Origin of the sequence: Paenibacillus barcinonensis, assembly GCF_003217495.1 — a bacterium.
Lineage (GTDB): Bacteria > Bacillota > Bacilli > Paenibacillales > Paenibacillaceae > Paenibacillus > Paenibacillus barcinonensis.
The window spans coordinates 14,474-40,597 of record NZ_QJSW01000016.1; the positions used below are offsets into that span (position 1 = coordinate 14,474).

At 48.4% G+C, this 26,124-nt stretch carries 27 protein-coding genes; 7 read left to right on the forward strand and 20 right to left on the reverse strand.

Annotated elements, in window-relative coordinates:
• Nucleotide 1: 1 nt before the first annotated feature.
• Both DFQ00_RS20500 and uptA read right to left on the reverse strand, forming a co-directional pair.
• Complete coding sequence (locus DFQ00_RS20500; protein ID WP_110898352.1) at nt 2-571, reverse strand: thioredoxin family protein; 570 nt, start codon at nt 569-571, stop codon at nt 2-4.
• Nucleotides 571-1,188 (reverse strand): undecaprenyl phosphate transporter UptA, encoded by a 618-nt coding sequence (uptA, locus tag DFQ00_RS20505; RefSeq protein WP_110898353.1) that lies wholly within the window; start codon nt 1,186-1,188, stop codon nt 571-573. The genes DFQ00_RS20500 and uptA overlap by 1 nt, the downstream gene beginning before the upstream one ends.
• Before the next feature lie 159 nt (nt 1,189-1,347).
• Here uptA and DFQ00_RS20510 point away from each other — a divergent pair, with 159 nt between their 5' ends.
• Nucleotides 1,348-1,695, forward strand: coding sequence for a dehydrogenase (locus DFQ00_RS20510; protein ID WP_110898354.1), 348 nt, complete (start codon nt 1,348-1,350; stop codon nt 1,693-1,695).
• Between the two features lie 180 nt (nt 1,696-1,875).
• Here the strand turns inward: DFQ00_RS20510 and DFQ00_RS20515 are convergent, their stop codons facing one another.
• The 6 genes from DFQ00_RS20515 to yyaC all read right to left on the reverse strand — a co-directional run bounded on the left by DFQ00_RS20515 (nt 1,876) and on the right by yyaC (nt 8,671).
• Nucleotides 1,876-3,201 carry an O-antigen ligase family protein gene (locus tag DFQ00_RS20515; protein ID WP_341866278.1) on the reverse strand — a complete coding sequence of 442 codons (1,326 nt, stop codon included), beginning with the start codon at nt 3,199-3,201 and terminating at the stop codon, nt 1,876-1,878.
• A 1,363-nt stretch (nt 3,202-4,564) separates the two neighbouring features.
• Nucleotides 4,565-4,783 (reverse strand): hypothetical protein, encoded by a 219-nt coding sequence (locus tag DFQ00_RS20520; RefSeq protein WP_110898356.1) that lies wholly within the window; start codon nt 4,781-4,783, stop codon nt 4,565-4,567.
• Between the two features lie 91 nt (nt 4,784-4,874).
• Nucleotides 4,875-6,116 (reverse strand): class I SAM-dependent methyltransferase, encoded by a 1,242-nt coding sequence (locus DFQ00_RS20525; RefSeq protein WP_110898357.1) that lies wholly within the window; start codon nt 6,114-6,116, stop codon nt 4,875-4,877.
• Between the two features lie 200 nt (nt 6,117-6,316).
• The gene (locus DFQ00_RS20530) at nt 6,317-7,036 is read right to left on the reverse strand and encodes a DUF6483 family protein (RefSeq protein WP_110898358.1); all 720 of its coding nucleotides are present in this window, start codon (nt 7,034-7,036) and stop codon (nt 6,317-6,319) included.
• A gap of 231 nt (nt 7,037-7,267) precedes the next feature.
• A complete protein-coding gene (locus DFQ00_RS20535) occupies nt 7,268-8,059 on the reverse strand; it encodes an alpha/beta fold hydrolase (protein ID WP_110898359.1) in 792 nt (263 codons plus the stop codon).
• Nucleotides 8,060-8,119: 60 nt separating this feature from the next.
• On the reverse strand, nt 8,120-8,671 hold the full coding sequence (gene yyaC / locus DFQ00_RS20540; RefSeq protein ID WP_341866279.1) for a spore protease YyaC: 552 nt from the start codon (nt 8,669-8,671) through the stop codon (nt 8,120-8,122).
• Nucleotides 8,672-8,905: 234 nt separating this feature from the next.
• On the opposite strand from yyaC, the gene DFQ00_RS20545 reads away from it, so the two are divergent.
• A complete protein-coding gene (locus DFQ00_RS20545) occupies nt 8,906-9,127 on the forward strand; it encodes a DUF1128 domain-containing protein (protein ID WP_110898431.1) in 222 nt (73 codons plus the stop codon).
• Between the two features lie 243 nt (nt 9,128-9,370).
• On the opposite strand, the gene DFQ00_RS20550 is transcribed toward DFQ00_RS20545, so the two are convergent.
• Nucleotides 9,371-10,390: an asparaginase gene (locus tag DFQ00_RS20550; protein ID WP_110898360.1), complete on the reverse strand. Its 1,020-nt coding sequence runs from the start codon at nt 10,388-10,390 to the stop codon at nt 9,371-9,373.
• A gap of 227 nt (nt 10,391-10,617) precedes the next feature.
• Between DFQ00_RS20550 and DFQ00_RS20555 the strand changes: the two genes are divergently transcribed.
• The 3 genes from DFQ00_RS20555 to DFQ00_RS20565 all read left to right on the forward strand — a co-directional run bounded on the left by DFQ00_RS20555 (nt 10,618) and on the right by DFQ00_RS20565 (nt 12,496).
• Nucleotides 10,618-11,325, forward strand: coding sequence for a phosphatase PAP2 family protein (locus DFQ00_RS20555; protein ID WP_110898361.1), 708 nt, complete (start codon nt 10,618-10,620; stop codon nt 11,323-11,325).
• A 303-nt stretch (nt 11,326-11,628) separates the two neighbouring features.
• Complete coding sequence (locus DFQ00_RS20560) at nt 11,629-12,036, forward strand: YtxH domain-containing protein (RefSeq protein WP_110898362.1); 408 nt, start codon at nt 11,629-11,631, stop codon at nt 12,034-12,036.
• A gap of 94 nt (nt 12,037-12,130) precedes the next feature.
• Nucleotides 12,131-12,496, forward strand: a complete 366-nt coding sequence (locus DFQ00_RS20565; protein WP_110898363.1) for a DUF5665 domain-containing protein — start codon at nt 12,131-12,133, stop codon at nt 12,494-12,496.
• Nucleotides 12,497-12,513: 17 nt separating this feature from the next.
• Here DFQ00_RS20565 and DFQ00_RS20570 read toward each other — a convergent pair whose 3' ends face one another.
• The 11 genes from DFQ00_RS20570 to DFQ00_RS20620 form a co-directional block, all read right to left on the reverse strand.
• Complete coding sequence (locus DFQ00_RS20570) at nt 12,514-13,539, reverse strand: magnesium transporter CorA family protein (protein WP_244213940.1); 1,026 nt, start codon at nt 13,537-13,539, stop codon at nt 12,514-12,516.
• Nucleotides 13,540-13,673: 134 nt separating this feature from the next.
• Nucleotides 13,674-14,447, reverse strand: a complete 774-nt coding sequence (locus DFQ00_RS20575; protein ID WP_110898364.1) for a sigma-70 family RNA polymerase sigma factor — start codon at nt 14,445-14,447, stop codon at nt 13,674-13,676.
• Nucleotides 14,444-14,896: an anti-sigma B factor RsbW gene (rsbW, locus tag DFQ00_RS20580; RefSeq protein ID WP_110898365.1), complete on the reverse strand. Its 453-nt coding sequence runs from the start codon at nt 14,894-14,896 to the stop codon at nt 14,444-14,446. The genes DFQ00_RS20575 and rsbW overlap by 4 nt, the downstream gene beginning before the upstream one ends.
• A gap of 18 nt (nt 14,897-14,914) precedes the next feature.
• Nucleotides 14,915-15,253 (reverse strand): STAS domain-containing protein, encoded by a 339-nt coding sequence (locus DFQ00_RS20585; protein ID WP_110898366.1) that lies wholly within the window; start codon nt 15,251-15,253, stop codon nt 14,915-14,917.
• 87 nt (nt 15,254-15,340) lie between these two features.
• Nucleotides 15,341-17,017 carry a response regulator gene (locus DFQ00_RS20590; protein WP_110898367.1) on the reverse strand — a complete coding sequence of 559 codons (1,677 nt, stop codon included), beginning with the start codon at nt 17,015-17,017 and terminating at the stop codon, nt 15,341-15,343.
• 16 nt (nt 17,018-17,033) lie between these two features.
• The gene (locus DFQ00_RS20595; RefSeq protein ID WP_110898368.1) at nt 17,034-17,906 is read right to left on the reverse strand and encodes a CheR family methyltransferase; all 873 of its coding nucleotides are present in this window, start codon (nt 17,904-17,906) and stop codon (nt 17,034-17,036) included.
• A gap of 69 nt (nt 17,907-17,975) precedes the next feature.
• Complete coding sequence (locus tag DFQ00_RS20600) at nt 17,976-21,701, reverse strand: response regulator (RefSeq protein ID WP_110898369.1); 3,726 nt, start codon at nt 21,699-21,701, stop codon at nt 17,976-17,978.
• Nucleotides 21,698-22,867 (reverse strand): PP2C family protein-serine/threonine phosphatase, encoded by a 1,170-nt coding sequence (locus tag DFQ00_RS20605; RefSeq protein ID WP_110898370.1) that lies wholly within the window; start codon nt 22,865-22,867, stop codon nt 21,698-21,700. Before DFQ00_RS20605 ends, DFQ00_RS20600 begins: the two co-directional genes overlap by 4 nt.
• A gap of 349 nt (nt 22,868-23,216) precedes the next feature.
• The gene (locus DFQ00_RS20610; RefSeq protein WP_110898371.1) at nt 23,217-23,561 is read right to left on the reverse strand and encodes a YflT domain-containing protein; all 345 of its coding nucleotides are present in this window, start codon (nt 23,559-23,561) and stop codon (nt 23,217-23,219) included.
• Between the two features lie 94 nt (nt 23,562-23,655).
• Nucleotides 23,656-24,189 (reverse strand): hypothetical protein, encoded by a 534-nt coding sequence (locus tag DFQ00_RS20615; protein ID WP_208643808.1) that lies wholly within the window; start codon nt 24,187-24,189, stop codon nt 23,656-23,658.
• Nucleotides 24,190-24,260: 71 nt separating this feature from the next.
• Nucleotides 24,261-24,764 carry a DUF948 domain-containing protein gene (locus tag DFQ00_RS20620; protein ID WP_110898373.1) on the reverse strand — a complete coding sequence of 168 codons (504 nt, stop codon included), beginning with the start codon at nt 24,762-24,764 and terminating at the stop codon, nt 24,261-24,263.
• 221 nt (nt 24,765-24,985) lie between these two features.
• On the opposite strand from DFQ00_RS20620, the gene DFQ00_RS20625 reads away from it, so the two are divergent.
• On the forward strand, nt 24,986-25,150 hold the full coding sequence (locus DFQ00_RS20625) for a DUF1328 domain-containing protein (protein WP_090924476.1): 165 nt from the start codon (nt 24,986-24,988) through the stop codon (nt 25,148-25,150).
• 375 nt (nt 25,151-25,525) lie between these two features.
• The gene (locus DFQ00_RS20630) at nt 25,526-26,041 is read left to right on the forward strand and encodes a hypothetical protein (protein ID WP_110898374.1); all 516 of its coding nucleotides are present in this window, start codon (nt 25,526-25,528) and stop codon (nt 26,039-26,041) included.
• Nucleotides 26,042-26,124: the final 83 nt, after the last annotated feature.

The following is a 26,124-nucleotide window of genomic DNA, read 5'->3' on the forward strand; positions in this document are numbered from 1 at the left end:
ATTAAAAACCCGAAATCAGCTCACGCAGCTCACGAATGATGACTGCATGGGACTCCGTTCCTTCCCCATAACGTTTCAAAATCTCTTTGCGCGCCTCGGCCATATTGTCCTGATAGTCTGCCGCTTCACGATCAGGATTCAGTCGTTTAAACTCCACCATAACCTCCTGCACATGTTGCGGACGTGGCCCCCATTGCCCAAGCACATGTCCACCCGTATCTGCAATGATCACAATTGGCACCGAACGACCACCCATCGTTAGAAACTCATCCATCACGTCAGGATGATTCTCCATAATCAGCACTTCGGTTGGAGCCCCCGAAATCTCCAGCGCTTGAAATACGACCGGAATATTACGAACTACATCACCGCACCAATCTGCTGCCAGAATCAGTACACGCAGGTCATCCCGATAATTGAGACTTTCGAAAAATTCACGATCATCTTCGCTTGCCCAGGCAAAGCTGTCATAGTTCGTCTGAAATTCATTTTGATTTTTGGTCATACTTGCGATAAATTCCTTCGGTGAAAGACCTTTACCGAATTTGTGAGATACATTAGGCTTGGACATTACTTCACACTTCCTTTCTTTTTACGTGCACTCATCCATTTAATAACGAAATAACCAATCAACAGAGCAAGGGCAACGAGCAGAATTGGCGTAATATACGGCGCCGCCTTCTCGTCAACATGCTTCCACTGATCGCCAAGAACCATTCCTAGATATATAAACAATGCAGACCAAGGTATAACAGCGAGTGTAGTTAGCAAAATGAACTTGCCTGTATGCATTTTCGTGATGCCAGCCGGAATGGAAATCGCATGTCTCACAACCGGAACAAAGCGTGCTGTGAAAATAACACCCGTACCGTACCTGCGGAACCACTCTTCAGAATGATCAATGTGTTTTTTCTGGATCAGTATGTATTTACCGTAGCGTTCAAGTACAGGTCTGCCGCCATAACGACCAATCCAGTAAATAAACAGTTGGGCCAGAACTCCGCCCACTGTACCAAAGATCAGCGCCCCGAAGAAGTTAATCTGATGCTGAGAAACGAGAAAACCGCCATATGCCAGCACAATCTCACTCGGGATCACCTCCAGCATTAAACCAAGCATGATACCGAAATACCCGAGACTTTGAATCCAGTCGAATAATTGGCTGACTATGTTATGAATAACGTCCATCTCAACCCTCTTTCTTTGTCCTGAATGGAGGTGCCCTGCCGCACCGTGGAGTTTCGTCCTTATTTTATCACAGGCCCCTGAACGTGGCTACTTGGCGAGCATACACAGTATCCCGCAGACGGCGCTCCGCATATGGTATGGGGAGAGGAGCGTGAGCATATGTCATTCAAGTCTGTACCCGGATCTCCCCCGGTCAAACATAAGCAATCCGGTCAGAACCTGCCTTCTGCCCGTGGAATTCGCCGCGCCTGCAGCAAGGAATTGTATCGGACAGCCAAGCGGTTAAAGTTGTACATCTCTCCGGAACGAATGAAGCAGGCTGAAGAATGCTACTATGCCAAAGTCATTGCGAACCTGCTGTGGATTGGAGAACATCGCAATGACCGCAAAAAACTGTGTGACTGGTGGAATGCCGAAGTCAGCGCAGAGATTGCAGCCCTGTGGGAGATTGAAGTCGACCCGCTCAACGAGGCATTCAAACACGCCTTTGGCGGATACCGTCTGTAGAAAAAATGCCGGGAGCCAGGAAGACGAGAATATGGCTCGTCACGTCAGCCTGTTCCTGGCATGACGGTACTTGCCTTTGCCATGAAGCAGGACAATGAAAACAAATGAGCCGGATTTCAGGCTGTGTCATGATCTCTCCTCGGATCAAGTCCAGTAAATACATCTCAGGTATACATGGCCTTACTTCAATTTATTAGCCAGATCTGGCGGTCCTCCCAAGGAATCCGTTACCATCCTGCGCAAGCTCTCACCTGTTACAGCAGCTGACGTTTGTAGCAGGAAACGACGGTCATTGCGCATATGCTCTGCCTTGACCTGAACTGCCAGCTCTTCATAACGAGCATATATCTGTACTCCGATTGCGGCCGTCTGCTTGGCTTGCTGTATATTCCCCCGCTGAAGCTCTGTCAGCGCCGCCTGCTCTATCCAGTACAGCGCTGCATTCTGGATGCGATAATCATAACGGTTCAAGGAGACCGCCTTTATCCAATATTGCCCCGCTTCATATCCGTTGCCCGTTAGAGCAGTCAATCGCCCAAGCTCTGAATAAAGCTCGAAATCATACGGCGAGTAGGACAGGCTGTTCAGCAGAATTGCTGCGGCTTCCTGATGTTGCAGCGTGCGCGCAAGAGAAATCGCCACCACTGCCCGTGCCGGATTCAAGCGGTAGGCTGTACGCAGATGCTCATTACGCGCCTCCTTCCCCACCATCCCTTCACGTGCATGACGATACTCCAGTTCAGCCAAAGCCTGCAGTGCTGTCATGCAGATGCTTCCGCCAAGCCAAGATGCAAGCAGCAGAAGCACTGCATAACGCTTTAATGAACCAGATATGCGGTGAGAGATAGCGATATGGAGAAGATTATAAATGTAGCTGCAGGTACGGACGCCAGCCTCGATGCAGGCAAATCCGGTATAAATGAACTGTAGGGGCGATATGGAATCCGCTTCCAGTCTCAGCGCAGCTGCCCATGCCGCGAGCCAGATGACGAGCATCCAGGTGAGCGTAAAGCTCCAATCAAAGTCCACTGCACCATGCAGGACGAAGACAAGCATGGGCGGCAGCAGCCGCGGTGCGAAGCGGCGGAGGCTGCGCAGGGTGAAGAGCAGCCACCCTGCCAGCAGCGCGATGCCGAGCAGGCCCGTATCCAGGGCCAGATCAAGCAGCCCGCTGTGAACCTCGCCGCCGACATACGGCGAGGATTGCATGGCGCGGAACATAGTGCGCCATGTGTCTCCCCCGTGGCCGAGCCATGCGGCCTCGGTCCACAGATGCAGGGCATCCCGCCACATCCGTAAGCGGGATGTGCCCGTGCCGACACCCGCCGCGAAGCGATCAGCGGTGGAGGCGGTGGCCATCAGTGCGGCGGTCATACACGCCAGCACAAGGGCCGCCATGGCAGCGGCGCGGCCTTTTCGGGCGCCGCTGTGCCATAGACGGCACAGCAGCAGCGTGCCGAGCAGCGCAGCTGCCCATGCCCCGGCCAAGGCCAGCAGGCCGGGCACGGGGGCAGGCGCCAGCTGGGCAGCAGCCAGCTGGCGGTATAGCCAGGCCGCGCATGCCAGCGGCGCGGCCAAGGCCAGTAGCAGCGGCACGCGGGCACCGCGCCGCTGCAAGGCAAAGGCGGCCGCGGCGCAGCCGGCCGCCAGCAGGGCGCCGCGCGACTCGCTCAGCAGGAGCGCCGCTTGCGCGGGCATGAGCGGCAGCACCGCCGCGAGGAGGCGCCGGGCCGGGACGGCACGCCCGGCCAGCACCCCTGCGGCGGCTGTCAGCCGCTCCAATGTGTACATGCCAACGACGGCACCGTACACATTAGGGTACTGCAGCAATCCGCCGAGCCTTGCGCCGGCAGAGCTAATCTCGGGGTCCGCTGTGCGCATGACCCCGTAAGGCAGCGGCAGCACACCGCACACGGCCAGCAGGCCGCTTAGCACAAGCATGCCGCCGGCCAGCTGCCAGCCACAGGCAAGCCAGCTCACACCCCCTGGGCTCACGACCAGCAGCGCCGCGAGCAGGGCAAACATCGTCAGCAGGCTCCAGCGCAGCATTTCATCCATGCTGCCCTGCGCGCTTGCCGAGCCTGCCCAGACATGCGCGGCATAACACATCATCATTGCCGCAGGAAAAGCGATCAGCATCACGCCCGCCCTGCGCAGACGTATGGACTCTGCACTCATGAAACCCGGATTAGTCCGCTCCAGTCCCCTCTTGCCTCTAAAGTACATAAAAAGCGACAGCATCACGATGAGAGCTGTGATGACCATAACAGGGCGTAGGTCGGCAATGTAAAACAACCCACTGTTAACACACCCAGCCAGCAAAATAACGATCATGCTCAAACCGATAACAAACGTGTGTTTTGATCCAATCATACACCTGCCATGCTCCTTTTTCTTGTTCCCGCCGCCTTCCGATGCAGGCAGCCTTGATCTGGAGCTCCACGCTTGCTGTGGACCAGCTGTACCGTTATATGTATTTTGTTCACCTTGCAAATAGCACCCGTATTCTACGTGTTCACTTGACCCCGCCAACAGATCTTGATTATCACACTCCTCCCTGTATTTTTCACTCTCCCCATAAACTTGCTTCTGTTGATCCGCTTCCCCTGCGCCTCCTGTTTCGGCTCCACGCTCCTCTCCTGCTAACCCTGCCTCCCGCCCAGCCTTATCTGCCTTCAAGCCTCCATCGTTCATTCCACACCTCCCATGCGCTTCAACAGCTTTTTAGCGTGCACACCCATTGTGTTAAGCGTTAAGTATCAATATCACAAATAAAAAAAGACAGAAGGTTCCCATTCCGGGTCCTTCTGCCTTAACGTTTGCCTGGCCTTCAGATCATCTCCTGATTACCAGCGACAACCTATCCTTTTCATACCTGCACTTGGCGCAAGTCATTTAGTTTGAATTTAAATTTACTTGGAGTAAACAAATTGTCTCCTATTCCCTCGATCCAAGCTGTATCCCAGCATCTGCGCATCAAGTAAAACGACCCTTGCAGCAGTATGCCCCTTTCTACAGCTGTACACACCTTATAGCAGGCATTTTTACTGCCATCTTGCGCCGCAACTTGAATATTTGTCTTATCCATAGAAGCTGCCACATGACTGGCGGTAATCAGAATTCATCCGTTTGCACCAAAACGTTAGCTAACATCTCATGTCTGCTGCTTCTCCTACAAGCTAATGAAGATTACACTTGGCAGCATCTTGAAGTGTTTCTTTGTCCACTTTGCCTGCAGTTCTGCTGCCTTCAACCGGAAGCAGGTCTGCACAAGCACGTTCCAGATACGGATCGGCGTGAATAAAATCGCGGAATGCGATGTATTCGCTCCACATGTCCTGCACCTGACCTGCCTGACCGCGAACAGCGCGAATCAAAATATTTTTGGGCGTATTTTCAAGGTCAATAAATTCCAGCAGCTGTGTCTTATATCCCATCACATCCAGCAGCTTGGCACGAATGGCGTCCGTAGCGAGTGCAGAGAAACGTTCCTTCAGGATGCCATGAGACAGCATCGGGTTCATAACGGAAGCCTCGACCTGATCATACAGCTCATGCTGACAGCAAGGTACGGACAGAATGACGGATGCTCCCCAGCGCACTGCCTTCTCCAGTGCCGCATCTGTAGCCGTATCACAGGCATGAAGTGTAACCACCATATCCACCTCGTTCAGCTCATCGTAATCTGCAATGTCTCCAACGAGGAATTTCAGATCACTGTAGTGCAAGCGTCTGGCCAGATCATTGCAATGCTCAATTACGTCTGCCTTCAGATCGAGACCGACAATATTGAGGGAACGACGCTGCTGCACGGATAAATAATGGTACAGCGCAAACGTCAGATACGACTTGCCGCAGCCAAAATCAACAATGGTCAGCGGACGTCCTTCCGGCAAATGCGGAATGACATCCTGTACCATCTCCAGGAAACGATTGATCTGTCTGAACTTGTCGTACTTGCGTGCAAGCACACGTCCTTCCTCATTCATAATGCCGAGCTCAACGAGGAACGAAACCGGAACGCCCTCCTCCAGCACATATTGCTTTTTGCGATTATGGGACAGATCCACTGCCGTTTTGGAGGGAGACTTGGTCAGAATGGAAACTTTATATTTTTTGCTGATCAAAATTTGATAATCCGCCTCTGCCGTACAGAGCAATCCCTGACGAAATGTCTCTTCACATAACAAAGTCATGCGCTCCAACGCTTCGGCCGGGGACAAATTCTCATGCAGCACTTTATTGGAATAATGAAAAGCAAACTGGTAATGAAGCTGATTCTTCAGCGTAACCGGCTTCACCTGCACTTTGGTAAACGAAACATTGTCCCGTCTGCGCAGCTGACTCCAGGTCGCCGTAATCAGCGAGTTCTGTTCAAAAATATCTTTTATAAGCTTTCGCAACGAATCCACGGGGTACATCTCACTTTCGATTTGGTTTGGTCAACCGTTACCATACCATAATTCTGTTTCCTCTCCAAGTAAAGAACCTGTTCGGCCGATGTCAAGTCAGGGGGAAATGGGCCAGTTCAGTTACAGGCTTAACTGTAGGTTTCATTGAGATATAATCATAAATTCAGTGGTTGCTTCTGCTATAGCTCTAATATGTTTTTGAAGCCTGCTCATCCATTCTTCTGCTGACGTTTGGTTTCCAGATCTCTGATCTGTGCAAGCCCCTCTTCCACCTCGTCGCGCGGCAAGCCACCCTGCTCCAGCTGCTCATCCGTAAGCTCCGTCAATCTCTCGTAAAACGCCCTTGCGTCCTCCTTGTACTGTACCGGATATTCCGAACCAAGATGCAGCAATCTGTACCAGCTATTCTCGGCCGCATCGTATCGCGCCTGCTGTTCCCGGTACAATGCAAGCTGTTTTTCCGTTCGAGCTGGAAGCTCATATCCCTGAATATGCGTTATAACCTCCTCTATACGATCAGGTACGTGCAGCAGTTCGCGATTCGCACCATGGTTCATGGCATACAGATAAAAATGCAAAGCTCGCATCAAACGTACAAGCGCCGCATCCTCCGTTTCCAGCTGCTCCTGTTCATCAATGCCCTCTACCTGAGCTTTCTCCTGATAGATATGTGCCTCTTCCTCAATAAGTCTGGCTGCTTGCTGCAAGTTGTCCACCTCTATGACACCGCGAAAACGGAACATTTCAATTACATCCTCTGCCGGCAGAGAGTTCAGCAAAGATAGATTCATGCCAAATTGTCTGCGCATCAGCTCATCCAGTTCAGACAAGGCCTCAGTGTGTTTGCGCTGCTGTCTCAGTGTAAAAGCCTTGCCAATCGCCTCTGTCATTTCCTCCATCATGCGGAGCAGATAATCCTTCCTGAACATCGTGCGCCCCCTCATATCTTCCATGATCCAACATACTGTGTTGTGGTATATGCTTTATTTTAATTCATGCCGTAAAAAAAAGCGAAAGTCCGGCCTCCCTGATTCTGAAGCCGGACAGTGAAACAAAATGAAGCCCCGGCCTGTCCATATAAATGGACAAACAGGGGCTTCAATGGGAACTGGCATCCCTTATCATTTCTTGAGCAACGCCCAAGTTCAACGCTGTAATGCTCAGTCAGACAAACCTGTCATGAACTGTTTAATTACCTGAATCAATTCTTCTGGTGCTTCATACATACTCATATGTCCTGCACCTGCAATTGTAGCCTGTACAATATGTGGCTTGTCACTCGTAAAGGTACGTTCCGGCGGAATAAGCCCATCTTTCTCTCCTGCCACCAGCAGCACAGGCAGCGGTGTTGCCGACAACACATCACGGCGATCCGGGCGCTCACGCATAGCCAGCGCTGCTCCGATCGCACCTTGTGGTGGAGTCTGATAACCGATCTCTTTGACACGATTCACTTGGGCAGATAACGATTCCACATGCTCTGGTGCAAATAGCCCTGGCACCAGTCCATCCACAAAGCTGACAATGCCCGCAGACTGTATGGTCGATACGGCCCGCAAACGTTTCTCCTTCGCCTCTTCACTGTCCGGGAACGCTGTGGAATGGATCAGACCAAAAGCATTCAGGCGCTCCGGGTGAAGCTGCGCAATGGACAATGCAATATATCCCCCCATGGAATGTCCAAGAATGACCGCTTTATCCACTTCCAGCTCATCCAGCAGCTGCAGTACATCATTGCCCATCTGTTCAATTGTGTAACTGCCAACGGGTGCATCCGTTTTGCCATGTCCACGCAGATCAGGTACGATACAACGATAACTGCGTGCCAGCTCAGGCACCACTTCATCCCAATACGATGAACTGCCGCAGAATCCGTGAAGCAACACAAGCGCCTCTCCTTTACCCTGCTCGGCATAACAAATCGTCGTTCCGTCACACATCACTTTTTCCATATTAATCCCTCTCTCTGCGCGAATGTAATAGTTCAGGTTGTATATTATTAAGCATTCAGCTCATGAATGAAACGCTGCCCGAGCTTTCCAGGCCTCACAGACCGCATCAGCCAGCACTCGGGACATCTCCATCACCAGATACAGCGAAGTCATCTGCAAAACGGAATACGGCCTCGGTCCATTCACATTCACCACGGCAGCCACGCTATACTCTCCTACTGGAGGCAGACTGCCGCCCACTGCTGCAGCGGGAAGAAGTGCCTGCTCCGATACATAGTATGTCCCGGCAGCATCTTTCGGGCCCAAACATGCATCAAGCGCGATCACGGCATGATGTGCCGGAATACAGGCCAGCTTTTGGGCCAATGTATCTGCATCACAGGGAGACGCCAGTGTGCCGATGACATGAGGAATACCACGCTCCTCCAGTAGAGTCCCCGTCAACGGTCCAAGCGCATCCCCGGTTGAACGATCCGTACCAATACATAGAAACGTAATTTCGTCCGGGGCATGTCGCTCTAGGATGTTTTTGAAAAATAGAGCAAGCTGGTCTCCGGGGATGCCTCTGCGCATTCCCCGAGTCTGCTGACGAACCAGTTCCCGTTTATACACTGCCAAACTTGACGGCCTCCCTCCTAATCACTATGGCACACTGTCAATCCTGACAGGCATGCCCACTACCTTGTTTCCAGTAACTCTTCTATATTCCCACATTGTAACCGATGCATGGTATCCCGTAAAATCATTGGCTTGTCCCCTTCCACTCATGCTACAATAACAGGAGTTTCCGTTTGGAAAAGTGATGAGATCAACCCATCCCCGGAGATGGAAAGGATGAAGTGAATGATGGATTTAACACAAGCAACAGCAGAAAACATGGAATATATGATTGAATCAATCAAAACCAAGCTGCGGATGGCCAGTGGTGCCGCAATGCAAGCTTCAGCGTTTCCACTTGAGAAATATGAGGATCTGCACGATTTATACGAGATGGTCATGGGCAAGGAGCACCTGAGCATCTCCGAAGTGGAGGCCGTTGCTTCCGAGCTCGGTAAGCTGCGTAAATAAGCTGTCACCTTGGACATGTTGTCCTTATCTCGACAGCATGACACACTCAAAAGGACCTGTCTTGCATCAGCACGCTGATGAAGACAGGTCCTTTTGGGCTATTCTATGTTCCCTTATTCCGGCTCCTCATCATCTGCAAAAGAAAAGCTGAATTGGCTGTGCTGTATAGCCAGCCTCGATCCGACGCGTGCCTAACCCTGCGGCCCAGAGGCCCGGTCATACTAATCACGTTCCTTCTAGAGATTACTGACTTTCTATGGAGGAGTTCAGCACAAATTCACTGTCCATATGCCCGACAATCGTGCCTGCATCATTACGAATGTCTCCAGGAAATGCCTCGCCCAAGCGAGCAATTGTTCTATGATTCGCGTAATTCAGCTGCTTCAATATGGATTGTGCGATAGAAGCCCATTCTTCCTCGGAACCATCCAGCACTTTAAACGTGATGCCGAGTCTCTCTTTTTTCAGTGCAAAACCAAATACACCCTTAAATCCACCCTTGGCTACAATGTTATCATCCTCCAGTAGCACAGAGTCCACCCGGTTCGTACCACCTACCATCAAAGGATGCTGGTTCATCGCAGCAGTGATCGTTTCCACAGCGATACGTGTCGGTTCATCGGCAATCAGATCAGGACAAGCCAGCTTGAGATAAGCACTTGCCAACGCGGACAGCGGCAACGAAAATACCGGGAAGCCGCAGCCATCCGTCCCAAGCTGAATGTCTGTCACTTCAATACCTGCCAGAACTGCCAGCGTATGAAGTATCTCCTGTTGCACGGGATGATCCGGCTCGGCGTAACTGCTCAGGTCTAGCTGTTTCATCTGACTGTAGCCTAGAATTCCAAGATGTTTACCCGAGCAATTGTGCAGTATACGACGCTTCTCCCCTTGGGCACGCAGCCAATCATTGCGGCTCTCTTCATTCAATGGATAGCTTGGTGCGCAGATCAGACATTCCTCGCCAAGTCCGATTTTGCCAGCCAATTGTGCCAGCACCTGAATATGCTCCGGTTCAGAACGATGTGATGAAGCCATAATGGCAATCTCTTGTGGCTCAAGATTATAGTGGTGGTCAATGCCTGCGCGAATACCCGGAATAGCTTGAAATGGTTTCGCAGATGATCGGGTAAAAGCCCTGAAATGAGGATCACCAGCTGAATATACAACATGACCATGCTCATCTGTAATGCATATATGTCCGTAGTGGGCACATTCCATCACACCAGCACGGTATTCTTTAACTAACAGCGCACTCTCCATGCGACTTTCTCTCCTTTTATATACCAAATTCATGTCTAATATAAATTGATATCAACTTCTATAGACACTCCCGAATTAATCTCTGCTTTGCGTCACGGCGCCGCATGGGATATCCTCATTAGTATAGTACAAAACCGACATTTTTACAGTTTTTTCGACAGTCCTTCTGGGTAAAACATGATCAACTCTAATACTCAACTACACTTTTATTAAAGGAGACATGGTTGATGCTACGAAATTCTAAACCTCTCTCATCTGATCCAAAACAGGGTATCCCTGTCCCTATGCAGCCTTTACTGAAATATACGCTGCTGGCTACCCTTCTTAGTGCGGCTATGGTTTTGTTATTGGCAGGTATCGGGGCCTGGATGGGACCTAATCGTATTTTGAAGCTGGACGATTGGATTCAGCGGCTGTTCTATCTGGATTCGGAAGCCCGTCTGCTCTTGTTACCCTACACCTCATGGATCACAGCAATCGGTTCGTTCAAAATATCAGCCTTGGCCGCAGCCGGATTCGCCCTGCTCTGCTTTGTACAGCGACGTGCCAGAACCACGATATATGGCTATGTGATCTGTATAAGCTTTGCGATGATGTGGATTCTGAACACGTTATTAAAAGAGATTTTCCAAAGAAACAGGCCCGAGATTGAGCATTTGCTTGCTGTTCACGGTTATAGTTATCCCAGTGGCCATGCCATGATTTCCATGGGATTCTACGGCATGCTTTTTGTGATCTGGGCTTTGGAGTGGAGGCAACACCATACCTTCAAAAGATGGCTGCCTGTCATGCTCGGCGTGCTTTTCATTCTCTTTATCGGTCTTAGCCGAATAATGCTAGGAGTCCATTATCCTACAGATGTACTGGCAGGATTTGCATCCGGGCTCATCTGGGTGGTATGTTTGTTACAGGGCATCAAACAAGCAAGCCGATAACCGCTCCACTTCATTTTCTATATAAGCTGAACTATTATTTAGACGTGAACGGAGAGGACAGAAAAAAACTGAAAAGCGGAGCGGTCGCCTTTATCACCGGATTTTCCCGTTTGGAAAAGGCAATCCAAAAAAATCGGGGATAACCGCGATTGGAAGGTTATGCTGTCATCGGAGTGGCTTGTGTAAAATCTATAGTGCTACTTATATAGTTTATTCATCCTGCATTTCGTTGTTTCATCCAAGGACACAGCGTTTATATACGAAGTAAGTAAACGCGAACAGACCATTAAGGAGTGATTAAACATGAATAAAGCAGAAGAACAGTATCCAGTACAAAGCAGCTCTACTTTCGCCAAAGGTCTTTTTATCGGAGGATTGCTGGGAGCAGCAGCTGCCCTGCTATTCGCCCCTAAACCAGGACGCGAGTTGCGCGGAGATCTTACTGAAAAAGTAAATATCGTAACTGATCGTACGAAGGAAGTGGCAACGGTGGTTGGAGACAAGGCTTCCGAGCTCGCCAAAACCGTATCTTCCAAAACGTCCGATCTGGCTAAAACGGTAAACCAAGGCCGCAATGATATTATGGACTCCGTCAAAAAGGCATCTGCTGATGTTGCTGAAGAGGCAGTCCGAGCATCTGAAGAGGTAGCCGCCGCTTCCGAAGAAGCGAAGGAAGATGCACGTAAAGAACTGAACTCAACCAGCTTGTAACACGCTCTGACAGAAGCGAGCAATACATAGCCAGCTGCAAGCAGCTGGCTATTTTTTATCCTTGGCATATCCTGAGCAGACGGAGGACTAATACATGAGTAAAGTCACACTAAACGGAAAAACCCCAAATCCAGGAACACCTCCTGCACAGCAGTATGACATTAATGAACATCCTTTTGAGCTGCGACATGAGGTCAAGCGGCTAAATACACGTCTCGATCAGATTGCTGACAGTCTGGAGAGAGCACAGATCAAAGATATCATTGAAAATTACGGTAGTCCCAAAAGACGTATTATAACAAATTTCACCGCAGGTATGGCTCGAGGTCTTGGCTTAACCGTGGGTACGTTTGTTGTTCTCGGCTTGCTAGCCTTCATCCTCAGTCAATTCGTTAACATGCCCATCATAGGCCAGTATATTGCTGATCTGCTTGGATACATCGAGGATTACAAAAAATAATAGAGGAGCCGCCCAGTTCACGATATCGGCGGTTCATCCGCTCCTCTATCCCGATTCCCCTTAGCCGAAGACTGGGTGGATTTCACTTTTAACAAATCCCCTGTCCATCCTTTCATCATCATCCACAAATACATACCCAGCATGCTGAGCAGGATCAGCACAATGACAAGCACCACGCCCCATGTCTTGTCGATCAGAGGTAAATTCTCAAAGTTCATGCCCCAGATCGCCCCAGCGGCTGTCGCAGGCGTAAAGACTGCCGTCACAATCGTCAACGTTTTCATAATTTCATTGCCGCGTACACCTGATGTCGCATTGTCTATCGAAATCAACGTGTCGATCTCCTTTTCATAATGCTGGAACAGACACTCCATTCGCTCGGCACGGTACTGAAGCTGCTGATAGAAGCGATTCTCTGTAATTTCATGAAGGTAGGCCTCCTTGGAAGCCGCCAATAATTCCGTGTAAGGAATGAACAGATTACTCCAGTACAGCAATTCGAAACGAGCTGACAGAATTTGATCCATCAACGTACGCGCATTACGAATCTCCATTTTACGCTCCAGATCACGCAGGTTCATCTCGAAATGGTCCATGCCCACATGGTAATAGTGCAATATGGCCCGAAACAGCACAAACATCCCTTCTCGGGCCTGTGTACATTGCTGCAACATATGCATGCGTTCCCCCGTTTTCATTATTTCCCTTGTGTTATCATCGAGATTAAGCGTAACCAGATGGTGTTTATCCACGTAAAAAAACAACTGCTCCTCTTTGCGTTGATCTTCTCTTTCATTTTTGACAGCATATAAACAAGAGCCGAAAATAACGGCATCTGTACCGTTCATATAACGAACGGACAAATAATTCGTCTCGACTTCTGGAATTTTGCGCAGCCAATATTGCATCTCTGGAAACGTCTGCTCCAGATCACGGAGTGCACTTCCCATACTGCTGGAATCCGGAGCTACCCAATCCCACCACTGCCAATCCCCGGAGAAGGATAACTGATCACGTCGAGCCTCCAGTTTAATTTGATCCACCTGACATTCCTCCTGCACACCCTAGTTCAATTGCACCTGCTCTTCTCCAGTGAATCCAAAAAGGACACGTATGCAATCCAGTGCAATACCGTGTCCTTATCAAGCCGTATTCGGGCAACTATATAAATGAATAATCATAGCAAAGAAGTGTTAGACATAATCTGCTTCAATTTTTCCGTAGCCCGCTTCTGAATTCGAGATACACTCATCTGTGATACGCCCAGCTTCTGCGCAATGGCCCGCTGAGACTGTCCATCCTGGAATGCTAAGATAAGTACCTTTTGCTCTTGTTCCTTCAGCTGTCCCAATGCCTGCTGCAGATCCATCCGTTTTTCAACCGAATCGAAGTCATTGACATCTGCGCTGATCAATTCCCCTAATGTTGCCGCACTATCGTCCTGGGATAATGGAGAATCCAGTGATACATAGTGGTAACATTCACGTCCAGCGAGAACCTCAATCGTTTCCTCCGGTGACAGATCCAGATACTCCGCAATTTCGTTAACGCCGGGTGAGCGCTCCAGCTTCACCGTTAACTCATCAATCGCATGCTGCACCAATGCGCCTTTTTCCTTGATTCTTCTTGGCACTTGAATGTACCAGGATTTATCGCGAAGATAATTTTTCATATGACCGATCATACTTTTCATCGCATACGGTTCAAATGGAATCCCCAGATTAATATCGTATTGCTTCAGCAATCGAATCAAAGCCATCTGGCCGGTCTGATACAGATCCTCGTACAGATCCGGTCGATTTCGGGCAATTTTACCCGCTGCCATTTTGACCATCGGTTCATATTTACGGATAAGAACGGTTGCGATCTCATTATCTTGAGTTTGCTGGTATTCCCAGATCAAACCAATCGCTTCAGACATGGACTCTGGGGGAGTCACTTTTTCATTCATACTTTCTCCTCACTTTTGGCAAGACGTTTTACGAGTACTACTTTCGTACCTTTGCCCGTCTCACTTTCCACACTGACATCGTCCATCAGGGCTTGCATGAGATAGAATCCCAAACCACCGATCTGAGCGTCTGTCAGCTCTTTGTCATGAAGGCCAGAACGTGATACAGCCGGGTTCACATGCTCGAAGCTGGTACCCTCGTCTTTGACAGTGATCGCAAGGGACTCGCCATTCACTTCAAAAACAACTTCAACCATACCGCCTTCATGGGAGTAGGCATATAATACGGAGTTGTTACAGGCTTCGGACACAGCAACCTTCATATCCTCAATGTCTTCGTAAGAAAATCCCATTTTGGACGCCACACCATACAGATTAAGTCTTACAATATCCACATATTCAGCTGTCGCCGGTAAATTAAGAGTAACTCTTTGAACTTCTGCATTCATTCCTTTTTCGATCCTTTCCTATTGGGAATTCTTCTGTGTAACAAAGAATTTGGCTATACCCGTCATATCAAAAAGTTTCTGAATTTGCGCAGGAACTTCCTGTACTTCAAAGCGAGCTTCCATTCCGTGTCTGGCCTTGAGAACAGATAACAGGATACCGATCCCTGTGCTATCAATGTACTTCAATTCTTTCATGTTAATGATGAGATCCTGCTCCTTATTGTCCACGAGCGGTTCCATAACCAAACGGAAGTCAGGAGCAACAGACAAATCAAGCTCGCCAGTCAGATACACTGTGCATACACCGTCATGTGTCTCGGTTCTTGCATTGAATTTTTCATTTTTATTTGTGTTCATTAGACATCTCTCTCCTGATCATTGGTTTCCTTACCTTATAACCCAACTTACGGGCAAGTGAAACAGAAAACAAAACTGGTAAACATTTCAATTCGCCTGATTCATCGCTGAACCGCCCGGATTAACGATCTGACGCTTCTTCTGAAAATGCGCAAGCTTCTGTTTGACACTGCCCATCTTCACCGGCTTGCTAATATAATCATCCATCCCAGCCTCCGTACAGCGCTGCTGAATACCTTCCATCACATTAGCCGTCATCGCAATAATAACGGGCTGCTGCTGCTGGGGCAGATTCTCACGTATCCGCTGTGTACATTCCAACCCATCCATTACCGGCATCTGTAAATCCATAAACACAAAATCATACTGTGACGGGCTCGCCTTCATCATATCCAGCGCCTTCTGACCATCCTCCGCAATGTCGGAGAGCAGCCCCAATTTGTGTAGCATGATCGCCATCAATTTCTGGTTGATCGGGTGGTCATCCACAATGAGCACTGTAGGGTGCTGATCCTTGTTCTCCACATCCGTCACATTCTCTTCGCCGTTCCTCTGCACCAATTCCGATTCTACAAAACGCTTTGCCTGAATGGTGAATACAAACGTTGCCCCTTGTTTCTCCGAGGTGTCAAGATAGATCTGTCCACCCATCATTTCAACCAATGTTTTGCATATCGCCAGACCTAATCCTGTTCCACCATATTTCCGGGTCATGGACGTATCGAGCTGAGAGAATGGCTGGAACAAGCGATCTACTTTGTCGGAGGCGATACCGATTCCGGTATCCTTCACAGCAAACTCCAGAGACATTTTGCCGTCTGTCTCCTCCCTAACCGATACAATCAGGTATACACCGCCGTGATCCGTAAACTTAACCGCATTGGCAATCAAATTAAGCAGCACCTGGCGAAGCCGGGCCATGTCACCATAGATTAAATCCGGTACGGAATCCTCGAGGAAATAGTCCAGCTCCAGATTTTTTTTGCCTGCTTCTCCGGCGAACAGACCAAGCACTTCACGAATACAGCACACGAGTTCAAACGGATGCTCCTCCAGCTCCATTTTTCCAGACTCCATCTTGGTGAAATCAAGAATGTCATTAATTACGGTAACGAGCGCATCTGCACTACGACGAACAATATCGACATATTCCTTCTGATCTTCCTTTAAGTCGGTTTCCATCAAAAGATCCACCATGCCAATAACTCCGTTCATCGGTGTACGGATTTCATGGCTCATCATCGCCAGAAACTCGGTTTTGGCATTCGCTGCAATCTCGGCCTCTTCCTTGGCCTGAACAAGCTGCTGATTGATCTTCTCCAGCTCCTGCGTTTTCTGATGAAGCAGCATCGTCTGGGTTTTCAGCCTTTTGTTCGAGAGGAACATCTCGACGAAGCCTTCGATTTTGGACTTTAAAATCTGAGGGATGAACGGTTTGACCATATAATCAATAGCCCCCGCTGAATAGCCTGCAAACAAATGCTCAGCTTCCCTGCTGTTTGCCGAGATAAAAATGATGGGTACATCCTTCGATTTGTCCCGTGCCTTGATTAATTTTGCTGTCTCAATCCCGTCCATCCCAGGCATCTGCACATCAAGTACAATAACCGCAAATTCATCCTTGAGCAGACAACGGAGTGCCTCTTCTCCAGAAGTCGCCTTGACGAGTTTGTACTGTTCAGATTCCAGAACCGCCTCAAGCGCAAGTAGGTTCTCAGGGCGGTCATCTACCAGTAATATGTGGATTGGTTCATTGAGCCCCATAGCTAAGCCTAACCCCCTATTTGATCTTCCGGTATATTTTTTCGGTACGGTCTAATGGCTCGTAGGCATCACTGAATTCTGTAAAATGAATGGATTCTTTGGACCCCAGAACGAGTATACCGAAATGGCTCAAGCTCTCATGAAACAGCCCGTGCACATGGTTCCGCAACTCATCATTAAAATAGATCATGACGTTACGGCAAAAAATGACGTTAAACTCATTAAATGACCGATCTGTTGCCAGATTATGCTCGGCAAAAATAATATTTTTCTGCAGAAACGGATGAAATATAACCGAATTATATTTCGCTGTATAATATTCGGAGAAGGCCTTGGTGCCCCCTGCCTCCAGATAATTCGTTGTAAATAACTTCATTTTCTCAATGCCGTAGACGCCTTCTTTGGCCTGCTGTAGTGAGCGATCATTCATATCCGTTGCGTAGATTCGTGCCTTGTCATACAGTCCTTCTTCATGAAGCATAATCGCCATAGAATATACTTCTTCACCTGTAGAGCAGCCAGCATGCCAGATACGGATATACGGATAGGTTCTCAGAATCGGAATGATCTTTTCCCGAAACATGCGGAAAAGCGATGGATCGCGAAACATTTCCGTTACAGGAATAGAAAGATTCTGCACAAACCGTTCAAAGGATGAACGGTTGTGCAGCACCTTCTCCTGTAGCCCGGATATGCTTTTCACACCTTCTGCATGCGCATAATGCCAAATTCGTCGTCTCAGAGATGGCAACGCATAGTTCCTGAAGTCATACCCATATAAACGATGCATCCCCTCCAGCAGTAATTCAATCTCGATCAGTTCGCGCTCTTCCTCTTGCGGTATACGGACTGAATCTGCTCCCGTCTCGTTAGGTTCCCACGGTGTCATAGCTTCTCTCCACTTCATCATTGGTTACTTACGTATTCGTTATTGTCCTTCATTACCCAAACAATACCCTTACGAATACAGCCATACCCGCATTAATGACAATAATTGATCCGTTTGAATCGGTTTTTTCACATAATCGGACGCCCCGGCCTCAATACACTTGCTGCGGTCCTCTTTCATCGCCTTCGCAGTGAGTGCAATAATCGGCAGTTTCTCGAACCTTGGATTCTGTCTGATCCGGGTCATCGCCTCATAACCGTCCATCTCTGGCATCATCATGTCCATAAGCACGAGATCAAATTCAGGATTGTTCTCCAATGCTTCGAGCGCTTCGCGACCGTTCTCGGCAAACGTGACATCCATGCGATATCCCTCAAGTACACTGGATAACGCAAACACATTCCGAATATCGTCATCCACAAGTAAGATCTTCTTGCCTTCAAACAAGGTTTCTTTATTGTGCAGCTTCTGCAAAATACGGCGTTTGTCTTCCGGCAGGTTAGCTTCAACCCGATGCAAGAACAAGGTCGTCTCATCCAGCAGACGCTCCGGCGACTTCACATCTTTGATAATAATGGATTCCGCATATTTACGAAGCTTCAGTTCCTCCTTGGAATCCAGCTCCTTGCCTGTATAAATAATAATTGGCAGATCATTCAAATATTCATCATCACGAATCTGATCCAGCAACTCGAAGCCGGTCATATCCGTCAGCATGAGATCCAGTACCATACAATCGTAACGCTGGCTGTGCAGTTCATTCAGCGCCTCTCGGCCAGTCGAAACGGCAGTAATGGCGACATCATCATGACCGATTAATTCAATAATTGCTTTACGCTGGATCTCGTCATCCTCAACAATGAGCAGACGTTTCAACTGATTGGCCGTATAGGATTCGATATGGGAGAATGCTTTATCCAGTGAATCCTTGCTCGAAGGTTTCTTCAGATATGCGATGGCACCCATCATCAACCCCTGCTTCATATCATCCACGACCGATATGACATGCACCGGGATATGGCGTGTCACCGAACTGCTCTTTAACTCTCCAAGGATGGTCCATCCGTCCATCACAGGCAGCTGGATATCCAGAATGATGGCATCTGGCAAATATTCACGAGCCATCTCCAGCCCGGTATCTCCTTGCAGAGCCACCAGCGCCTTGAATCCTCTTCCTCTAGCCATATCCATCAATATCTGTGCAAACTTCACATCATCTTCAATGATCAGCAGTGTTTTGTCACCTTCCATCAGCTGATCAAGATCATCCTGAATCCGCGCTTGCTCTGAATGGCTGGCAGCGGTTATATGGGACACACGACCGTGTTCAGGATCAGGTGCAAGAATGGCTTGATGCAATGAGCGCTCAGGTTCCATGAAGGACCGTTGCTCCTGATATGGCTCCGAAGAAACTGCCGCTTCCTGGGATGCTTCTTCCTCCGCTAGTTCGGCCTCTTCATGATTATCCGGCAAGAACAGCGTAAAGGTGCTTCCCACCCCTTCAGAGGACTCTACCTGTATCGCGCCGCCAAGCAGACGTGCCAGCTCACGGCTAATAGATAAGCCCAGACCTGTTCCCCCATATTTACGACTGGTTGTGCCATCCACCTGCTGAAACGCTTCAAAGATCAGATCTGTTTTATCTGACGGGATTCCAATGCCGGTATCTTTGATGCTGAATCCGAGATAGTCCTGATTCGTATTCAGATATCCCGGCAGCTCTTCCGGCTTCATTCGCCGTGCATTCAGAGTCACCGAGCCACGGTTAGTAAACTTAAATGCGTTGGACAACAGGTTGCGTAAAATTTGCTTCACCCGGTGACTGTCAGTATAGATCCACTCCGGGAGCGAGCTGTCAAAATCAATATGGAGATCAAGCTCCTTCTTGTTAGCCATCGGACCAAAGTTCTGAGCTACAAAACTCGTCAGCTCATCCATGCGCACCGTCTCATAATTAATATCCATCTTGCCTGCGTCCACTTTTGACAGGTCCAGAATTTCGTCAATCATTTTGAGCAGGTCGGCACCCGACATATAGATTGTTTGCGCATATTCCTGCTGCTTGCTGCTGAGATTGCCATCCTTGTTCTCCGACAATAATTGAGACAATATGAGCAGACTGTTCAGCGGTGTTCGCAGTTCATGCGACATATTGGCCAGAAATTCCGACTTGTACTTGCTGGTCATCGACAACTGCATGGCCTGTTGTTCAAGCTGTGTCTTTGTTTTCTCAATTTCATCATTTTTCTCTTCCACTTCCCGAACCTGCTCTTCCAGCGCTCTGGTCTTGGCAATCAGTTCGGTATTAAAATGTTCCAGTTCCTCCTGCTGACGCTGCAGCAATTCCTCGGAACGTTTCAGCGCGCCAGTCTGTTCCTCCAGGTTCTCATTGGAGCGACGCAATTCTTCCTGCTGTGTCTGCAGCTCCTCGGACTGCACTTGCAATTCCTCGGTAAGAGCCTGCGACTCACGCAACAGTTCCTCCACGCGCAGGCGCCGCCTTACATTGTTAAGAATGACGCCCAAATTCATAATCAGCTGCGCAAACAGCTGTTTATGAAGCTCGCTGAACCCTTCAAAGGAAGCGAGCTCCACCACCCCGATCAGTTCATCCTCAAACACAACCGGGTAGATCATAATGCCGACAGCTCTTGACGAGCCCGCAGCAGAACCGATGCTTACATAATGCTCAGGAGTGTGATCCAGCACAATCGGACTCATATCGAGCGCCGCTTGACCGATCAAGCCTTCCCCGATTCGATAGACCTCTCTGCCAAGCTCCCCATTCTCTTCAAAGGCATATGAACCGTAACGTCTCAGCTCATCTGGATGCTTTTCCTCGTCAATCAAATACACGACACCCAGTTGGGCACCAAGCACAGGTGTAAATTCACTGATAAACATCTGGGAAATCTGACGAATAGAGCCGATGCCGCGAAGCAGCTCGGGAACTCTCGCTATATTGGAGCTCATCCAGTTCTGATCCTGCTGGGCCTGTACATAGGCCTTCTCAATCTCCAGCTTCTCTTGCAGATCGTTTGAGACATCTTTGAATACCGACGCGATCTGACCAATCTCATCTGTAGACTTGATCTGAATCCGCTGAATTGTTTTATATCGACCTTTGCCAAAACTCGTAATCATCATGGATACCGTATTCAAGCCTCGAGTAATGCTTGGCAGCACCCACAGGATAATCCCAAGGGCCAGAAGCAAACCGGCAACCATCATACTTGTCGTAATTTGAACCGCTCGAGTATACGCTTCATTAGCAGTCTTGATCTCGGCGTCGATCTCCTGATCCTGGTAACGGGAGAGAGCATTCAAGCTATCCACCGCTTCCTTCTGCACGGCTAATCCCGTGGAATTGCGATAGTTGTTTGCCTCCTGCACCCGGTTTTGCGACATCAAGCTGATGATTCTGGTAGCATAATTCGTATAGGCATCCCATGCATTGTTTACACGATCCACAAGCTGATGCTCTGAGGCGGTATCTGCGCGATCTCTCACCTGCCCCAGATATCCGTTCCCCTTTTCCTTCATCTCCTTCAGATCACCTTCTGCTGCACTGATGGAATTGGTCGGATTAAGCAGCAAGTTAGCGAGAACTTTAGCAATGTCGTTGACTTCTCCCCGTGCCGCAGAAGTAAAGCGTACCTTCAGGTAACGTTCCTGATACATCTGGTCAATCTGCTCATTACTGCTGTTCAGCCGTTCATAACTCACAAAGGTAAGAGCGATTAGAATGACCATCAAGGCGGTAAAACCAATCAGCAGTTTATTCCTGATCTTCATTCGCCTTCCGCCCCTTTATCCAGAGTAATCCAGACCAGACATTTATCATCATCGCGTTCGGGATTCAATTCATCGTTGAAAAATAGCTGCTGCATCGCTTCTTCGTTCCATTCATGCGAGCCTCTTAATTGCTCTATCAGAAACTCCAGCTGCTGATCCTGATCACCCTTCACCGCCTCAAGCAGTCCGTCCGTATAGAGCGCAATATGTCCGTCACCTTCATAATGAATGGTCTGCGGTTCAATATCCATTTTATCGAACAGCCCTACAGGACAGCACACGCTGTCAAAGGAGGTCACACTACCGTCATTACGGAAAAATAAAGCGGGCGGATGACCTGCATTGACATAATCAATACGTTTCATGCGGGTATCCACAACGAGATAAATCGCAGTAAAGTAATACTGCACCAGCTGCTTACCGAGATGTAACTGATTGAATCGGCGATTCAGCTCCTGAATGACCTTCTCCGGGTCTACATACGTTGTTACCGTATCCTTGAGTACGGATGCGATAAACATGGTGAACAGAGACGACGATATGCCATGCCCCATCATATCCAGCAGCAGCACGCCATAGCGTCCTTCTCCAAGCGGATACCACGAATACAGGTCACCCGCAAGCTCAAAGGAAGGTTTATAAATGGCATGCACCTGAAACAACGGATCTTCAATGGCATGGCTCAACACCGCATTCTGCACCATCGCTGCCAGCTTCAGCTCATCCTGTATGCGCTGATCGCGCTCCTTATGCCAGTCCTTCTCCTGCTTCAAGCGTAAGGCCAATCGAATTCGTGCCATCAGCTCCACTTTGTTAATTGGTTTTGTTACATAATCAGATGCACCTGCATCGAGCGCTTCCGCCAGCTTTTTGGAATCGCCGATGGCAGTCACCATAATAATCGGGATATCCTTCAGATTTTCGAATTTCTGCACAATACTGCATGCCTCAATGCCATCCATCTCGGGCATCATCATATCCAGCAAAATCAGGTCAATATCCGACGGCTGGGGACGCAATTCGCCAGCTTCCTCACCAATCCCCAATATTTCGAACATCTCCATTGCCGAGCTTGCTGTCACAATATCGCGATAGTTTTCCTTTTTCAAAATTTCTCGAATGATAATGACATTCGTCGGATTGTCGTCAACAATAAGTATTCTCATTTGCTTCTCCTTATCTGTGGCGTCCGGGTTTGTCGATAATTATGCATTCAGCGAACAACCTTATTTATACAAATTTTGCGTTCAAAGCAGTAGTAAACATAACAATTCCTAGTATAACTATAATGATAACACCAGAAAACTTCCATTATTCCATCGTACCAGCAAGGTGCATTCCCTTCTATAACCTCATTTGTTTTTGCATCGCTGCAGCCCCGCCTTCAAACTTGCAAAAACATAGATAAGGAATGGGGTTTTCCCCATTCCTTATCTATGTTTTTGATTAAGCCCCTACAGATTGTTCCTGCAAGGCGTTCACTTCGGTCATAAACCTGTGTACAGGTTACAGGTTTCAATCTTTCTTTTTGGCGATAACCAGCACCTTGCCTTTATCCAATTCACTTTCGTAGAAATCAGCCTCGGCTTCGGTGAAGCCCATGGATACAATTTTGGCGCGAAGCTCGTCGCCGCGTGAGCGGAACAGATTCGCCATGGAGTCAAACAACCCCTCTTCCTTGATGCCAATCTCGTTAGCATCCGCAGTATCTGCAATGCGATCCGTACGATCCTTCTCATGGGCAAGTACGAAGATATGATCAGCCAAGTATCCGGTAGTCTGCAGCTCTTTCACCGCTTCTACCGCTTGAACTCCGTTTTCTACCACCTTAGCATAAGCTTGCGCGTTGGTTGAATTCATCGTTTCCACTCTCCTCTGATTGATCTTCATTCTCAAGCTCTTATAGTATATAACCATACTATTTTGCATTGAAACGGAAGTCGAATCATGGATTTCAGGAAGCTGTGTCATCAAATAAATCAATACCTTCCACTTCGCCTGAGCCCGGCTTCATATACACTTTGATTGCATACTGACCACGAAGGTACACTTCGCCATCCTCTGCAATGTAATGAGGCTGGCCAAGCGCTTGATGAATGGCATCCATCTGCATCGGTATTACCGTCCCGTTCAAGCTCCAATGGTCGTGCGAACCCTTCACATGTACATACTGAATCGTTCCTGTATCTTCACATATCCCAACCTGCACATCATCAAAATTAAATTCATCGCATCCCAGGTAAGGGTCCTCTTGAATCGCGGATGGCTCACCCATCCGTGCCAATAATTCAGCCTTTTGATCCTCCAGTGAGACACCATTCAGAGTCTCGAATTGCCCGTACGTCTCGGAACGATCATTAGCCGATATAATCTCCGGCATCTGTCCCTCCATTACCGTCCATGGCAACTCGTGAGCAGCAGGTGGCGCTGCCGATTGAACGGAAAAGGGAGAAATTACGCTAAACACCGTCACTAGCAGTAGTTTCATCATGTTTCTCACCCTTTCATCAGTTTCATCACCGCTCTGAAGGTTTCACCAGATTTCAGCGAAAGGTCATGTTATTTACGCAGCCGTTGCCATACATTGGCCGCAATATCAACATATCGCATCCAGTTCTTCCCACCCTTGGCTTCATCGTGATATGTAGCATCGTAGGATTGTAGTGTACGTTCTGCTGGCGTTGCAGGCGGTGGTGTTACATGACTGGCTTGAGCGGCTTTGCTTGCTTCTGCTTGCTTCGTTTGAAACTTGGTCATCAGTGTGCTGGATACCTGCTTGGCTGCCGCCGTCACTTCACTAAGCACCTCTCCCAGATTCTCAACGGATTCCATAACCGGGTCGATTTTTTTCATTTTGTGCTGTACATCAGCAGTAATATCATTGGCATTTCTTACGGTCTGCTTTACTTCATAACTAAGCTCATCAACGGTTTTTTGCACTTCTTGCAATGTGCGGGAGACATTGTCCAGTGAACCCTGAGCCGATTTTAAGGTGCGGATTAAAAAGAAAACCAGTACAGCAAATGCCACTGCAATCAGGGCCACGCTAATTTGATAGATCATACAAAAAACCTCTCTTTCGATAGTTGCGTTCAGTTTGGTTATTGCTTTAGTACCCTGGCTTTTACCAGGCGAAACAAAGAAAAATGTACTGGATGGTCGCGTCTAGAGGAAGAAAAACCCCCCATGTTTCAACTGATTAGACCTCGGTTAAGGTTAGACTACACAGGGCAGTGAGACAGCATCGTTCACGCCAAAACAATATCACGAAAGGATGATTTCTCATGTTAAAATGGTCTGTCATTTTTCTGATTATCGCACTGGTAGCCGGCATCTTCGGATTTTTTGGAATTGTTGAAGCAGCGGCTTCTATTGCAAAGGTGTTGTTCTTTATCTTTGTTGTACTCTTTGTCATCTCCCTCATTACGGGAAGAAGCCGAATGCGATAAGTTCACCCACGCTGTCTGCGACAAACGATTACATACGAAAGCCGATGTTGCCTCCGGGCGCGTCGGCTTTTGTTCGTGTATTCACAGGTACACCTTCCTATTTTCTATATCTATGTATTACGCTCCTTCCTGCTTTATTCCAACATGAACCGCCGAAAAATCCTGAAAAAACAGGACTATATTGATGTAACGAGCCGGATACCATACCACAAAAGTATGATTTTTACAGGGCTGTTATATACCCGCATATGCTCCAGTTGACTCTGGAGATCACAAGAAATAATTGTTATAATTTGTGATTCATAGGCAAGGTTGCTTGGTTACTTTTAACACAGGACAACAAAAACTACATATCTAACCGAGGAGGAAAAACAAATGAAAAAAATCGTAAGTTTTGCCGCTGCTTTAACACTGATGGGTTCGATGGCTGCCGCTGCAGGTGCAGAGGAAGCGGTTACTGGCACAGTGACACCAACAACATCTGGTACAGAGGCAACTTCCACTACACCAGCGGGAACTACTCCGGCTGTTGAAGTGAACAAACCTGCTGTAGAGACGGTTGAAGGTAAAGCAGAGACCGTTACTGGTACTACCGTTGATTCTACAGGTGCCCAAGGCACTTCTACGACAACAGACACATCGTCCAAATCAGACATTATGTTTGAAGAGCCTCTTGTAAAACCGGGTGACGAAGTTGTTATGCCAACAATGCTGCTGAACCTGCTGGAGCGCACATGGTTCTATGATGCACCGAACGGTAAACCGATTGGCGCACTCGGTGCACAAGTTATTGACACGACAGGTGAAGTTGTTGATGGATTCGACGGCGGCGAGTGGGTTCAAGTGTATACCTGGAAAGGCAAAGCGTGGATTCACGTTGCTATTCAATAATATCGTATAATCGTTTTTAACATAAGTAAAGAGGACAGTGCGCATTGCGTCTGTCCTCTTTTTTCGATGTACACGTAATTGCT

Excerpts from the sequence above, each read along its gene's own strand:
- DFQ00_RS20500 (WP_110898352.1), bottom strand. The coding sequence starts at position 571 with ATGTCCAAGCCTAATGTATCTCACAAATTCGGTAAAGGTCTTTCACCG.
- uptA (WP_110898353.1), bottom strand. The coding sequence starts at position 1,188 with ATGGACGTTATTCATAACATAGTCAGCCAATTATTCGACTGGATTCAA.
- DFQ00_RS20510 (WP_110898354.1), top strand. The coding sequence starts at position 1,348 with ATGTCATTCAAGTCTGTACCCGGATCTCCCCCGGTCAAACATAAGCAA.
- DFQ00_RS20520 (WP_110898356.1), bottom strand. The coding sequence starts at position 4,783 with ATGGATAAGACAAATATTCAAGTTGCGGCGCAAGATGGCAGTAAAAAT.
- DFQ00_RS20525 (WP_110898357.1), bottom strand. The coding sequence starts at position 6,116 with ATGTACCCCGTGGATTCGTTGCGAAAGCTTATAAAAGATATTTTTGAA.
- DFQ00_RS20530 (WP_110898358.1), bottom strand. The coding sequence starts at position 7,036 with ATGTTCAGGAAGGATTATCTGCTCCGCATGATGGAGGAAATGACAGAG.
- DFQ00_RS20535 (WP_110898359.1), bottom strand. The coding sequence starts at position 8,059 with ATGGAAAAAGTGATGTGTGACGGAACGACGATTTGTTATGCCGAGCAG.
- DFQ00_RS20545 (WP_110898431.1), top strand. The coding sequence starts at position 8,906 with ATGGATTTAACACAAGCAACAGCAGAAAACATGGAATATATGATTGAA.
- DFQ00_RS20550 (WP_110898360.1), bottom strand. The coding sequence starts at position 10,390 with ATGGAGAGTGCGCTGTTAGTTAAAGAATACCGTGCTGGTGTGATGGAA.
- DFQ00_RS20555 (WP_110898361.1), top strand. The coding sequence starts at position 10,618 with ATGCTACGAAATTCTAAACCTCTCTCATCTGATCCAAAACAGGGTATC.
- DFQ00_RS20560 (WP_110898362.1), top strand. The coding sequence starts at position 11,629 with ATGAATAAAGCAGAAGAACAGTATCCAGTACAAAGCAGCTCTACTTTC.
- DFQ00_RS20565 (WP_110898363.1), top strand. The coding sequence starts at position 12,131 with ATGAGTAAAGTCACACTAAACGGAAAAACCCCAAATCCAGGAACACCT.
- DFQ00_RS20575 (WP_110898364.1), bottom strand. The coding sequence starts at position 14,447 with ATGAATGAAAAAGTGACTCCCCCAGAGTCCATGTCTGAAGCGATTGGT.
- rsbW (WP_110898365.1), bottom strand. The coding sequence starts at position 14,896 with ATGAATGCAGAAGTTCAAAGAGTTACTCTTAATTTACCGGCGACAGCT.
- DFQ00_RS20585 (WP_110898366.1), bottom strand. The coding sequence starts at position 15,253 with ATGAACACAAATAAAAATGAAAAATTCAATGCAAGAACCGAGACACAT.
- DFQ00_RS20590 (WP_110898367.1), bottom strand. The coding sequence starts at position 17,017 with ATGGGGCTCAATGAACCAATCCACATATTACTGGTAGATGACCGCCCT.
- DFQ00_RS20595 (WP_110898368.1), bottom strand. The coding sequence starts at position 17,906 with ATGACACCGTGGGAACCTAACGAGACGGGAGCAGATTCAGTCCGTATA.
- DFQ00_RS20600 (WP_110898369.1), bottom strand. The coding sequence starts at position 21,701 with ATGAAGATCAGGAATAAACTGCTGATTGGTTTTACCGCCTTGATGGTC.
- DFQ00_RS20605 (WP_110898370.1), bottom strand. The coding sequence starts at position 22,867 with ATGAGAATACTTATTGTTGACGACAATCCGACGAATGTCATTATCATT.
- DFQ00_RS20610 (WP_110898371.1), bottom strand. The coding sequence starts at position 23,561 with ATGAATTCAACCAACGCGCAAGCTTATGCTAAGGTGGTAGAAAACGGA.
- DFQ00_RS20615 (WP_208643808.1), bottom strand. The coding sequence starts at position 24,189 with ATGAAACTACTGCTAGTGACGGTGTTTAGCGTAATTTCTCCCTTTTCC.
- DFQ00_RS20620 (WP_110898373.1), bottom strand. The coding sequence starts at position 24,764 with ATGATCTATCAAATTAGCGTGGCCCTGATTGCAGTGGCATTTGCTGTA.
- DFQ00_RS20625 (WP_090924476.1), top strand. The coding sequence starts at position 24,986 with ATGTTAAAATGGTCTGTCATTTTTCTGATTATCGCACTGGTAGCCGGC.
- DFQ00_RS20630 (WP_110898374.1), top strand. The coding sequence starts at position 25,526 with ATGAAAAAAATCGTAAGTTTTGCCGCTGCTTTAACACTGATGGGTTCG.